At 41.2% G+C, this 12,499-nt stretch carries 10 protein-coding genes and 1 pseudogene; 7 read left to right on the forward strand and 4 right to left on the reverse strand.

The genetic code is table 11. The features are described from left to right. Nucleotides 1-711 (reverse strand): annotated as a pseudogene (locus tag WC615_RS11055) (excinuclease ABC subunit A); the annotation flags it as partial. A gap of 437 nt (nt 712-1,148) precedes the next feature. On the opposite strand from WC615_RS11055, the gene WC615_RS11060 reads away from it, so the two are divergent. Together WC615_RS11060 and WC615_RS11065 are read left to right on the forward strand one after the other, a co-directional pair. Continuing rightward, complete coding sequence (locus WC615_RS11060) at nt 1,149-1,733, forward strand: RNA polymerase sigma factor (RefSeq protein WP_067055394.1); 585 nt, start codon at nt 1,149-1,151, stop codon at nt 1,731-1,733. Between the two features lie 266 nt (nt 1,734-1,999). Further along, the gene (locus WC615_RS11065) at nt 2,000-2,197 is read left to right on the forward strand and encodes a hypothetical protein (protein WP_372978158.1); all 198 of its coding nucleotides are present in this window, start codon (nt 2,000-2,002) and stop codon (nt 2,195-2,197) included. 91 nt (nt 2,198-2,288) lie between these two features. Here the strand turns inward: WC615_RS11065 and WC615_RS11070 are convergent, their stop codons facing one another. Further along, complete coding sequence (locus tag WC615_RS11070; RefSeq protein WP_372978159.1) at nt 2,289-4,658, reverse strand: ABC transporter permease; 2,370 nt, start codon at nt 4,656-4,658, stop codon at nt 2,289-2,291. A 276-nt stretch (nt 4,659-4,934) separates the two neighbouring features. Between WC615_RS11070 and nth the strand changes: the two genes are divergently transcribed. The 5 genes from nth (at nt 4,935) to WC615_RS11095 (ending at nt 11,052) form a co-directional block, all read left to right on the forward strand. Continuing rightward, on the forward strand, nt 4,935-5,696 hold the full coding sequence (gene nth, locus WC615_RS11075) for an endonuclease III (protein ID WP_372978160.1): 762 nt from the start codon (nt 4,935-4,937) through the stop codon (nt 5,694-5,696). A 113-nt stretch (nt 5,697-5,809) separates the two neighbouring features. Next, nucleotides 5,810-6,817: a recombinase RecA gene (gene recA, locus WC615_RS11080; RefSeq protein WP_372978161.1), complete on the forward strand. Its 1,008-nt coding sequence runs from the start codon at nt 5,810-5,812 to the stop codon at nt 6,815-6,817. A 157-nt stretch (nt 6,818-6,974) separates the two neighbouring features. Next, nucleotides 6,975-8,618, forward strand: coding sequence for a DUF6734 family protein (locus WC615_RS11085; RefSeq protein WP_372978162.1), 1,644 nt, complete (start codon nt 6,975-6,977; stop codon nt 8,616-8,618). Between the two features lie 45 nt (nt 8,619-8,663). Further along, complete coding sequence (locus WC615_RS11090; RefSeq protein WP_372978163.1) at nt 8,664-8,873, forward strand: hypothetical protein; 210 nt, start codon at nt 8,664-8,666, stop codon at nt 8,871-8,873. A gap of 145 nt (nt 8,874-9,018) precedes the next feature. Then, nucleotides 9,019-11,052 (forward strand): IPT/TIG domain-containing protein, encoded by a 2,034-nt coding sequence (locus WC615_RS11095; protein WP_372978164.1) that lies wholly within the window; start codon nt 9,019-9,021, stop codon nt 11,050-11,052. A 147-nt stretch (nt 11,053-11,199) separates the two neighbouring features. On the opposite strand, the gene WC615_RS11100 is transcribed toward WC615_RS11095, so the two are convergent. Both WC615_RS11100 and tsaD read right to left on the reverse strand, forming a co-directional pair. Further along, nucleotides 11,200-11,370, reverse strand: coding sequence for a hypothetical protein (locus tag WC615_RS11100; RefSeq protein WP_372978165.1), 171 nt, complete (start codon nt 11,368-11,370; stop codon nt 11,200-11,202). Between the two features lie 78 nt (nt 11,371-11,448). After that, nucleotides 11,449-12,450 carry a tRNA (adenosine(37)-N6)-threonylcarbamoyltransferase complex transferase subunit TsaD gene (gene tsaD, locus WC615_RS11105; RefSeq protein ID WP_372978166.1) on the reverse strand — a complete coding sequence of 334 codons (1,002 nt, stop codon included), beginning with the start codon at nt 12,448-12,450 and terminating at the stop codon, nt 11,449-11,451. Nucleotides 12,451-12,499: the final 49 nt, after the last annotated feature.

Here is a 12,499-nt window from a genome sequence, read left to right on the forward strand (position 1 = left end):
AGGCAATGATGATTCAGCTTCTTCACCTTTAACATTTGCTTTTGTCTTTTTGGTTTTTGCAGGGGCGGCTTCCTCATCCATTACCATAGATGCTCCGTCGATGGTTTCATCTTCTAATAACGATTCGATACGCGATACCTGCCCGTTAAATTCAACCCTTACAAAACCTTTTTGCATTAAAACGGCCAATTCCTCTTTAATACTGCGGTTATTGTGCGGATGCAGCGGGCAAAGTATAGTTACCTGTGTTTCATCGGGCAGGGCCGTAATAAAATTGATCACATCGGTAACCGAATCTTTTTTTACGATGCCGCCTGATACAGGTGATATAGTTTTACCTATGCGCGAAAAAAGTAGCTTCAGGTAATCATATATCTCGGTAGAGGTACCCACAGTTGAGCGCGGATTGCTGGTAATAACTTTTTGTTCGATAGCTATTGCCGGGGCTATACCTTTAATATAGTCAACATCGGGCTTGTTCATACGGCCTAAAAACTGGCGTGCGTATGATGACAGGCTCTCCACATAGCGGCGTTGCCCCTCGGCATAAAGGGTATCAAACGCCAGCGACGATTTACCCGAACCCGACATGCCCGTTATAACAACCAGCTTGTTTTTGGGGATAGCCACATCCATATTTTTAAGGTTGTGTACCCTGGCGCCTTTTATGATAATATTTTTTTGCGGATCTTTTTCTGCTTCTTTGATCATTTGCTGCTGTTAGATCATGGTTCGTTGCTTTACCTTATTAAAATTTGATGGCCGGTTAAACCCCGGCGGCACCATACAGTCTAAACGGTAAAGCCCGATTATTTGAACCGTTAGTATATTTATAAGTTTGGGGGAAATTTACAATTGATATTGTGTATTTTTCCGGCTGCAAAAATCCTAAAATTTTTAGCCTTATCCAAATCGGTTTGAGTAATTGTAATGGATAAATGGTTATTAATAAAAGAGTTTGCAATATGCTGACACAAACCAAAATTTGGCCGAACGCAACATACCCCGTTAAAAAATATTTGTTTTTATTTTTTAAGATTATTATATTTGAGGGTAAAATTATTCTTAACCCTAAAAAGAAACGCTATAGATAGAACTCTACTTTTAATAACGACAAAAAATTTAATTTAGTTTATTAGTAGCTTTCTATGGATTTTCAATTGAAAAGTGATCAGGATCTAATCCATCTGTACATTGCCGGCGACGAGGCAGGCCTTGTTGAACTCATCAGGCGGTACCAGTCAAAAATTTACACTTCTATTTATTTACTTGTTAAGGACGAAGCCCTTGCCGAGGATATTTTCCAGGATACGTTTATTAAAGTTATTAATACGCTAAAAGCCGGTAAATATAACGAGGAAGGTAAGTTTTTACCATGGGTAACGCGAATTGGCCATAACCTGGTGATAGACCATTTCCGCCGTGAAAAACGCGCGCCTATGGTGAGCAACGGCGACGACTTTGATATTTTTGAAGTATTGGGCAATTATGATGAGAGCGCCGAAGACCGTTTGGTACGCGAGCAAACACATAAGGACCTGAAATCGCTTATCCAACTTTTGCCATCCGAGCAAAAAGAGGTATTGATTATGCGCCACTTTGGTGATATGAGCTTTAAAGAAATAGCCGATGTTACCGATGTAAGTATTAACACCGCCCTTGGCCGTATGAGGTACGCACTTAATAACCTGCGTAAAATGATGCAGAATAAAGAGCTGAGTTTAAAAAACTGATTTTAAAAACGGTACAAAATGTTGCAAGCTGCCCTGTAAACGGGGCGGCTTTTTTTATTTGCGTTATTTCACAATATCAGGTTGCTTAATGTCGTTTAAAATCGTGTTGAAGATGCTGATTTCAAAAGAACGAGTTAATATTCTTAATTTGAACCATGCATATAAAGCATAAATTAACCTGAGAAAAAAATTTCATTTAATTTTCATCTTCATAAAATATTACCAAATAATTCTCGTTATTTTTATATCTCAAACAACAACAGCTTATGGGTGAAACCTTTACTTCAATTTTTAATGCAGTCACTAACAAAGCCCAAGTGAAAGAATCAGAAGTATATGAAAATCTGGAGGCGGACGATGTGATATTCTATCGTTCTATCCGCGCTGATTTGGATCTTTTAAAGAAAAAGCCAAAACTGCAGACCATTCATTACATCCTCGATTATTCGAAAAGCCTGCGCTAAGTAGTACTACGCCAAAAAGCACTGGTTCATAGATCAAACAGTTTGGATGCAAAATCCGGCAGCTTGATTTATGAACCTTTCTATTTTACTCCTATTCCGTTTTTAAACTCTCTACAGGGTTACTTAACGCTGCCCTTATAGACTGATAGCTTATGGTTATGATTGATATAACAATAGCTGCCATCCCCGCAATCGCGAACATCCACCAACTGATCTGGATGCGGTAAACATAGCCATCCAGCCACTTATTCATCAGGAACCAGGCAGCAGGGAAAGCAACCAGCAAAGCCATCGCGACCAGTTTTACAAAATCTTTGGTGAGCATGGCCACTATCCCGGTTGTATTTGCCCCAAGCACTTTTCTTACCCCTATCTCCTTTAGCCTGCGCTGCGTAGTAAAGGTAGCCAGCCCAAAAAGGCCAAGGCATGATATGATAATGGAAACCACAGAGAAGGTATTGAACACTACCTGCGTACGGCTCTCAGATTCATACATTTTGTTTAGGTCCTGGTCTACAAAGCCGTATAAAAAGGGCTCATCGCGGTAAACGCTGCGGAATACCGATTTAAGGCTGGCTATACTTTGTTTGATGTTTGCCGGGTTTGTTTTAACTACCACAAAACCACCTTTATTGGTGTTCCTCAAAATAAGGGGCTCAATTGGCTGTTGCACCGGTTTAAAATTAAAATCCTTTACAACGCCTATTACGGTACCTATCTGGCCATTGTAGCTTATTTTTTTTCCTACTGCATTAGCAGTGGTCATGCCCATAACTTTAACCGAGGTTTCATTTAATACATAATTGCCCTCATCAGTTTTTAAGTTATCATCAAATGACCGCCCCGCCAATATATGCATCCCAAACACCTTAATAAAATTACCATCAATAACTATTTGAGGAAACAGCACATGTTGTTTGGGATCTTTACCGGGCCAGTTTACCTGGCTCGAGCCGTTTTGCAGATTAGTGGGTAAACTATTTATTCGTGTGTAGTCTGTTAGTCTGGTTTGTTGTTGCATGGCTGCTTTTACAGCTGAATAATTACTTTGCAGGTCGCCGGTTTGCGGCAGCTCCATATACAGCAGGTTTTGTTTGTTAAACCCAATATCCCGGCTTCTGATAAATTTAAGCTGACTGTTGACCACCAGCGTACTCACCATTAATATCACCGAAATACTGAATTGTACAATAACCAGCCCACTTCTTAAAATTGACCGTTGTCCGTTTATGGGTTTCAATCCTTTTAATACAGCCACCGGTTTAAAAGACGACATAAAGAAAGCAGGGTAACTACCCGATACAATTCCCACAAAAATCGCCAAAAGCAGAAGTTCGCCAATAATTTTAAAGTCGAGCAGATTGATGGTGATGGCTTTAAACGAAACGATATTAAATACCGGCAACAGCAGCCAGGCAATGCCAATACCAATTACTAACGAGAGCAGTGCCACTAATAACGATTCGCTGATAAATTGGGCGATCAACTGAAAACGCATAGCCCCGATTGTTTTACGCAGGCCAACTTCCTTAGCCCTTTGCGCCCCCAGCGCGGTAGATAGGTTCATGAAATTGATACAGGCGATAACCAGGATAAAAACCGCGATCAGTAAAAAGATGGTCACGTTTTGGCTGTTCCCCTGGCCGGCAACATCCCCTAAAAAATGAGAGTGTAAATGGATCTCCGTAAGGGGCTGTAAAGTATAGCTGGTTTTAGTGTTGCTTTTATCGTTAAGTTTATAGATGCTATTGATCTGCTTTTCCAGGCCGCCAATAAGCACCGGGGTTGCCTTAACCGAAGCATCCAGCTGCACGTAGCTGTAAACCGAAAAATTATCCCATACGTCCCCATTATCTCTATTATAGAAATCAATAGGGAGCAGCACTTCGAATTGCAGATGCGAATTATGTGGCAGGTTTTTTAATACCCCCGTTACTACATAATTATTGCCGTTAATGCTATTATCTACATGTAACACTTTCCCGATGGCGTTAGCTTTACCAAAGTATTTTATAGCTGCGGCTTCGGTAACGACAGCACCATCCGGGCGCGAAAGCACGGAGTTTTTATTCCCCTGCAAAAGCGGGTAATTAAACACTTGCAGAAAGTTAGGATCGGCATACTCCAGGCTTTTCTCGGCAAACTTTTGGTTACCTACCGTAACAGTAGCATTCAGGGGCACTAACCTGGTGATACTTTTAATCGATGGCATCTGCTGCTTCATTGCCATAACAACAGGGGGTGGTGTTACCGCAGCGTCTGAACCGGAAACATTTGCTACCAGCCTATATGTATGGGCAGTATCGGCGTTAAACTTATCATAACTAAGCTCATCCTGCACCCATAATAAAATGAGTATACTACAAGCCATCCCGCTTGCTAACCCAAATACGTTAAGAAAAGTGAACAATCTGAACTTTCTGAGACTGCGGACGGCACTTAACAGATAATTTTTAAACATGACTTATACTTTTGGTATCTAAATACTAACCAACAAAATGCCATGTTTGTAATGCATTGATTTTATGACACTTATGCCCACAATCAATGCGCTAAGTGTGCGGTTACGATACAATTAGGCGTTCGTTTTTGGGTTGATTTTTAAGCAGTTATACTTTACTATGCAAACAAATTTTGTTTCTTGCTCATCTCCTAATTATTAAAGACTTTTGCATCCATTGGCACAATGCTTCCGCAAGTGCTAATAAACCATTGCACTAATGAACCAATAAATTAAATGCTTAAACAGGAACGCTACCGCCATTTTGTAGAATACTTTTCAAAAAACCAGCCCAACGCAGTTACCGAATTGCATTACAACAGCCCTTATGAGTTACTTGTAGCAGTCATCCTGTCGGCCCAATGTACAGATAAGCGCATTAACCAGGTTACCCCAGCCCTGTTTAAACGTTTCCCGAATGCGGCTGCCCTTGCGGCATCTGATGCTGATGAGATCTTTACCTATATCCGTAGCGTAAGTTATCCAAACAATAAGGCCAAACACCTGGCAGGCATGGGTAAAATGCTGGTGGAGAAATTTAATGGTGTAGTACCATCAGGCCTGGATGAATTGCAGCAAATGCCCGGCGTTGGGCGCAAAACTGCTAATGTGATTGCATCGGTAGTATTTGATGCACCGGCCATTGCTGTTGATACACATGTTTTCAGGGTATCTAACCGTATAGGCCTAACCACCCGTGCAACTACACCGCTGGCGGTAGAGAAACAACTGGTACAATTCCTTCCCGAAAACACCCTGGCTATTGCCCATCACTGGCTAATACTGCATGGCCGTTATATCTGCGTGGCACGCACCCCAAAATGCGAGATCTGCCCGCTTACCTGGTTCTGTAAATATTATGAACAGCACAACACCGAAACAGCTTTACTGAAAGCTGAAGCAGTTAAAATAAAAAAAGCAAAAGATGCCAAAAAGAAGAAAGCTTTAAACACAATAAGTAAAGAATTGGCTAAGCATAGTGTTGATAAAGATATTTGATTACCAGGCAACAGATAGGTAAGTTTACAGGTAACCAAACAAATAAAAAATAATTACTAAAAATATTAGTAATTATAAAATTATGTTTTATATTTGTTTCACATTAGTTTAATATGAGCAACGCAGATAAATTAAAGGCATTACAGCTAACGTTAGATAAGCTGGAAAAATCATACGGTAAAGGCACCATCATGAAAATGGGTGATGCCGCTATTGAAGCTACCGAAACAATATCAACCGGCTCTTTAGGCCTTGATATTGCTTTAGGTGTAGGCGGTTTACCAAAAGGCAGAGTGATAGAGATCTATGGCCCTGAGTCGTCTGGTAAAACTACTTTAGCTATACATGCCATAGCCGAATCACAAAAGAAAGGTGGCATTGCCGCTTTTATTGATGCAGAACACGCGTTCGATCGCTTCTACGCAAAAAAATTAGGTGTAGATGTAGAGAACCTTTTGATCTCGCAACCGGATAACGGTGAGCAGGCTTTAGAAATTGCCGATAACCTGATCCGCTCAGGCGCTATTGACATTTTGGTTATCGACTCTGTTGCGGCGTTAGTGCCAAAAGCCGAGATTGAAGGCGAAATGGGCGATTCCAAAATGGGTTTACATGCCCGTTTAATGTCGCAGGCATTGCGTAAACTAACCGGTACCATCAGCAAAACAGGTTGCTGCTGTATATTTATTAACCAGTTGCGCGATAAAATTGGTGTTATGTTTGGTAATCCTGAAACTACAACCGGTGGTAACGCTTTGAAATTCTACGCTTCGGTACGTTTGGATGTACGCCGTATATCGCAAATTAAAGATACCGACGAAGTATCTGGTAACCGTGTTAAGGTGAAGATCGTTAAAAACAAGGTTGCTCCTCCGTTCCGTATAGCCGAGTTCGATATTATGTTTGGCGAGGGTATCTCAAAAGCCGGCGAAATCATTGACCTGGGTGTTGAATACAACATCATTAAAAAAGCAGGCTCATGGTTTAGCTATGGCGAAACCCGCCTTGGCCAGGGCCGTGATGCAGTTAAACAATTGATACTGGATAACCCGGAATTGGCCGAAGAACTGGAAGCAAAAATTAAAGCAACCGTAACCGGTGACAGCTTAGCAGAAGTTTAGCAGATAAAATAGTTTTTATAAAATGTGGGCCTTCATGTCAAAAAACATGAAGGCTTTTTTGCGTCCTGCGTAAATCTTGATGCGTGTTTTTCTTTATGTTTAATTACATTAGATAAAACATTGCCTTATTATAAACACAAACCTGCCTTAAACACCCATGAAATTTCTTCAAACATTTTGGACAGGTCCTGAGGATATAAGTAAAAAAAAATTATTAGGCCTAAAAGCCGGCTGGCTCTCCCCCGAGTATCATTGGATGAGCTGGGCCCTGAGCTGCCTGCAGGCTAAAAGTATATTTGGATCTGTAAACCTGGTAACAGACAAGGCCGGGAAAGAACTCCTGGTTGATTTGTTGCAACTACCCTATACAACAGTATCTACAGCCTTACAAGGCAGGCTTAACAATTACCACCCCAGTTTATGGGCCCTGGCTAAAATATATACATACAGCATCCAAACCGAACCTTTTCTGCACCTGGATGGAGATGTTTATCTGTGGCAAAAACCGCCTCAAAACGTCCTTAATTCGCCGCTTTTAGCACAAAACCTGGATAAAAACCTCCCGTTTTATGCCGACATCCTAAATCAAATAAACGATCATTTATCTTTTATACCGGAATCATTTTTAAGAAAGAACTATGAGCAAAAAGATGTCTATGCAAGCAATGCCGGTTTATTAGGCGGCCATGATCTATCCTTTTTTAAAGAATACAGCAGGCGGGCTTTTGAATTTATAGATAAGAACAAGGCTGACCTTGAGAAAATGACTACCAGCAGCCTAAATCTGATTTTCGAACAATACCTGTTCTGCCAGCTCGCTGCAGAATCAAACATCCCTGTAAGCTATTACAAACCTCCGGTTGAGGACCCGGTGTTTAAAGACTATATCCGTTTTGAGGATTATCCGCACTTGCAGATGGTACACCCGGTTGGTGGTTTTAAACAATATGCGCATGTATGCGATCACCTTGCAAAAACCCTCAGAAAGGATTACCCGGAATACTATTACCGCATAATAAATTTGCTGCGCGATGCCGATACTGGTATCAGGTCTGCTATATATAACTTACCGCAACTTACAATTACCAGCTTATCCCCAGTATCAAAAGAAAAGAAATCTCCCACTCGTTTTGAGCAAGTATTCATCCGCACCCGTGCTGCAATTGATTATGTGAATAAAAAGTACGATCAGAAAATAGATCTTGATGAAAACATAACGCCTGAGCATTTCAATGATTTGGTAAACTCAAGTAAGCTAAGTACTGATGATAAAGAACGCCTATTAGAGATATTTCATTTGGAATATGAAAGAAATATCTTTCTACGAAAAACATATTCCGGCCTTACCGCGATAAACAAACTTTATGCAGAAAACATTGATGATTATAACCTGATTCAAAGTATCTTTTCGTTACCTAAAAATGCCATACTGCAAACCCGGGTCAGAATACAAGAGGAATATTTACAGTTGGGCCTCGGTTGGTATTGGAAATATGATTATCTGAAAGACATCCCCACAATTGTTGAAAGAAATTTCGGCCAGGAAAGATCTGAACTAACCGCAATATTATTGCCTGATGTATTGCAGGCAGGCATTAAAGAATATTATCCGGATGAATTAGACCTGATCATCATCGAAACGCTTAAAAACACATTTACCACTGAAGAGTTGTTAACTGAAATGAAACAATACTTTTCGGAAGAAGAGGTAAAAGACGACTATCCCGCCTTTGAGTTATTGATGATTGACGTAGTTAAACGCCTGCTTTACTACGGGTTATTGAAAATTATTGCACAGTAATTAAATCTATATTCTTATATTTATTTTATAACCAATAATTAAATCATGAAAACATCAAAACCAATGGGCAAACTAAGCCTGAAAAAAGAATTATCAAGAAATGAGCAAAAAGAGATCAGAGGCGGTGCCGGCGAGATCCAAACTTATTGTGACGGTGCAGGTGGCTCACCATTCCCAGTCCCGGGTAGTACACCCATTGGATGCCAGCCGTCTTATTGCAATGTAGGGCATGGGCATTTTCTGTATTGCGCATAAACATTACGTAAAACATATTTAAAGCCCCTCATTTTAGAGGGGTTTTTTTGTGCGTATTAGTACGCACAAAAATATACTGTATATGCGGTATATGCGTAAGGGGCTAATTTATAGAATTTTATAAAAATTTAATCCCTTGCCACTCATGAAAACACACTTACAAAAACTATTAAAAACAACAGCCATATTACTGCTATTATTAACAGTGATACCCTCATGTAAAAAAGAAACCATTATTAAGCCAACACCTCCGCCAACAGAGGTAAAAACCTCATCTATAAAAGGTAAAATTGATGGCAAAGATTTCGCTATAAAGCAGGATGGTATAAAATCAACCCTATACAGCACATCGGGCGATGGCGTAAAATCGTTAGAAACAATTGCAACACTTGATGCTGATGGCAGCAAACTGGGTTTCTTTATTGACGACCTAAAGAACGGCGCCCTTGCATTAAGCAAAAAATCGGGTACATCACTTAACCCCGGTACAAAAACCATTAAAATAAATTCAACTACGCCGGTACAAAGTTATGTTTACTATTACAGTGCGGGCAATGAGTATTACGCGTTCTCGGGCTCAATAGAAATTACTATTACCGAAACCGACATAACCGTAAAATGGAATATTATGTTTAAAGATGCAAGTGGCCGCGAGTTTAACTCATCAGGCTCATTCACTATAACCTATGCATCTGTAGTAACCAAGTCAAAATCAGAAGTAAAAGACCCTACCCCTGTTGCCGACAAACCCACTATTGAAAGCATCACCCCTAACAGGGGCCGCCCCGGCGATACCATTGCCATTGCCGGTGTTAATTACAGTACCACAACTGCCGATGATATTGTAAAATTCAATGGCACAAATGCCGTTGTAATATCGGCCACTGCCACTAAACTATTGGTACGTGCGCCTACAGAAGGCTCAACAGGTGCAGTATCTGTAAAAGTTAAAAACAGCGAAGTAACCACCGGCCCCGTATTTAGCTACATTGGGGCAGCTACCTTTACCTCATTTGCCCCCGCAAGCGCTAAGGTTGGCGATACCATTACTATTACCGGAACAAATTTCAGTAAAACACGGGCCGATAATGTGGTGCATTTTACCGGTCCGCAAAACAATGTATTTACAGGCAGTGTAATATCAGCTACCGAAACACAATTAAAAGTTACGGTACCCCAAGGTGCTGTAACAGGTAAAATATACTTAACCGTTAACAGCGGTTTAAAACTAACCAGCGCTACCGAATTTACCTTAGTAGTACCTTCGCAAACAAACGGATGGACCCAGGTTGACTTTACCGTAAGTCCGCAATCGGGTATCATCTCGGCATCATCTGGTAACCGCATGTTTTTCAGCAGCGGCAAAACGGGCAAATATTTATATTACAGCAGCAACCAGGGCGCTACATTTACCAACGTTTTTAATCAGCTACCCATGCCCCAGGATACCCTTAAAGTTAACTACATGGTAGCTGATGGTAATTACTTTTACATCACCACAAACCTTGGTATTGTAAAAACCGATGGTACAACTTTCACTAAGCTAACTGTAAGCGCGAACCAGCCAAACCTTGGCTTTACGGGGATAGTTGCAAAAAGCGATAAAATATATGTATTGCTGGGCACAAGCAGCTATGTTTCGTCAAACGGCGGCGCAAGCTTTCAATCGAGGCCGGCTACACTGGGCGGGGCTACCAGGCTCGATTACCTTACAAGCGATGCTGGCGGGAAATATTTTTACGCCATCGACCCTGCATCAACAAAATTCTATAAATCAACAGATCAGGGACAAAACTGGTCAGTAACTACGGGAGCAACAGGCACATATCCTTTAGCAGACGGCTATAAAAATATTCTCCTATCCCCGGCATACACCTATGCTATATTCAACACCGGCACGCAGCTTACCGGTAACCGCCTATACCAATCGCGCGGGCAGGGAGATGCGTTTGTTAGCGTAATAGATGAACAGGTAAATGTTGTAAAACAATGGGGAGATTACGTTGCTTACGGCGGCGCTCGCTTCAGCCTGTCAAACGATGTGGGTACTACCTATAAACATTATGATATACCGCAGGGTAACATAATAGCAGGTATAGAGCGGATAGAAAATGTGTTCTTCATTTTCTGTACCTCAACCGCCGGGCAAAGCGTCAAAATATATAAAAGGGCATTCTAACCGGTAGAAAGCGGTTAGGTATTTTGTAAGTGTTTTTTCTCGATAGCCCTCTGTAGCAATGCAGGGGGCTTATTGTTTAATTTGCGGGGCTGTCAGTCTGAGCCTGTCAAAGACTATACGAGTGGTGTTATGTAACGGCTATAGCTATTACTTACCGCCGGTTTTCCAGTACATATAAGCTATACAACCAACCACGGTTATAGCTAAAACAATAAGGCCTGTTATGCCCTTACGTTTATCCTGGCGCATAAGCCATACTAAGAATGCAACAAGCGGCAGTACAAAAACCGCCCAGAATATAAAAGAAGGAATGTTCATAGTAATTAGTTCATGGTTAATAGTTCATAGTGCTTTGCAGATGGCTATTTGCTATAAACCATCAACTATATGCTTAAACTACATCGGCATCCTTGCCAGGGGCGCTATGCCCTGCCCGGCAAATTCGCCTTTTAAATATTTATAATAACCGGCAATTGCTATCATAGCTGCATTATCGGTACAGTATTCAAATTTTGGTATAAAAACGTTCCAGCCCTTTTCTGCGCCGAGTCTTGTTAATCCTTCGCGCAGGCCTGTATTGGCAGATACGCCACCTGCCAGTGCAATATCTTTAATGCCGTACTCTTCGGCAGCTCGTTTTAGTTTATTCAACAGAATGGTAGCGATGCGCTTTTCTACCGAGGCGCAAATATCGCCCAGGTTTTGTTGTATAAAATCGGGGTTGGCGGCAACGTTATCTCTTATAAAATAAAGTATGGCCGTTTTAACACCGCTAAAGCTAAAGTCAAAGCCGGGTATTTGCGGCTCGGGGAATTTATATGCATCGGGGTTACCGGTACGCGCATGTTTATCTATCAGTGGCCCCCCCGGGTATGGCAAGCCTAATATTTTGCTGGTTTTATCCATCGCCTCACCGGCAGCATCATCAAGCGTTTGGCCAATTACCTGCATCTCAAAATAGTCTTTAACCAAAACTATTTGCGTGTGCCCCCCCGATACCGTTAAGCACAAAAACGGGAATGCAGGTTTTTTTTCACCAATAAAATGCGCCAAAATATGCGCCTGCATGTGATTAATATCAATAAGTGGCAGGTTTTTTGCCAGCGCAAACGCCTTTGCGAACGACACACCAACTAAAAGTGAACCTAAAAGACCCGGACCACGCGTAAATGCTACCGCATCAATATCATTTTTGCTTACTTTTGCGTTTAATAGTGCTTGTTGTACTGCCGGAACAATATTTTGCTGATGAACCCTTGAGGCAAGCTCAGGGACAACACCTCCGTACAATTCATGAATGGTTTGATTAGCAATAACATTGCTCAATATCTCACCATCCACACAAACAGATGCGGAGGTTTCATCACATGAAGATTCGATTCCTAATATTACAGGCACTTTGCTAAGTAAAAAATCAAAAGTTCAGAGTCAATTAAAATGGCTAAAC

This window comes from Mucilaginibacter sp., from assembly GCF_041663085.1.
In the GTDB taxonomy this organism is placed as follows: domain Bacteria; phylum Bacteroidota; class Bacteroidia; order Sphingobacteriales; family Sphingobacteriaceae; genus Mucilaginibacter.

Bases quoted from the DNA above. Each gene is read 5' to 3' on its own strand.
- WC615_RS11060 (WP_067055394.1), top strand. From the start codon at position 1,149: ATGGATTTTCAATTGAAAAGTGATCAGGATCTAATCCATCTGTACATT.
- WC615_RS11065 (WP_372978158.1), top strand. From the start codon at position 2,000: ATGGGTGAAACCTTTACTTCAATTTTTAATGCAGTCACTAACAAAGCC.
- WC615_RS11070 (WP_372978159.1), bottom strand. From the start codon at position 4,658: ATGTTTAAAAATTATCTGTTAAGTGCCGTCCGCAGTCTCAGAAAGTTC.
- nth (WP_372978160.1), top strand. From the start codon at position 4,935: ATGCTTAAACAGGAACGCTACCGCCATTTTGTAGAATACTTTTCAAAA.
- recA (WP_372978161.1), top strand. From the start codon at position 5,810: ATGAGCAACGCAGATAAATTAAAGGCATTACAGCTAACGTTAGATAAG.
- WC615_RS11085 (WP_372978162.1), top strand. From the start codon at position 6,975: ATGAAATTTCTTCAAACATTTTGGACAGGTCCTGAGGATATAAGTAAA.
- WC615_RS11090 (WP_372978163.1), top strand. From the start codon at position 8,664: ATGAAAACATCAAAACCAATGGGCAAACTAAGCCTGAAAAAAGAATTA.
- WC615_RS11095 (WP_372978164.1), top strand. From the start codon at position 9,019: ATGAAAACACACTTACAAAAACTATTAAAAACAACAGCCATATTACTG.
- WC615_RS11100 (WP_372978165.1), bottom strand. From the start codon at position 11,370: ATGAACATTCCTTCTTTTATATTCTGGGCGGTTTTTGTACTGCCGCTT.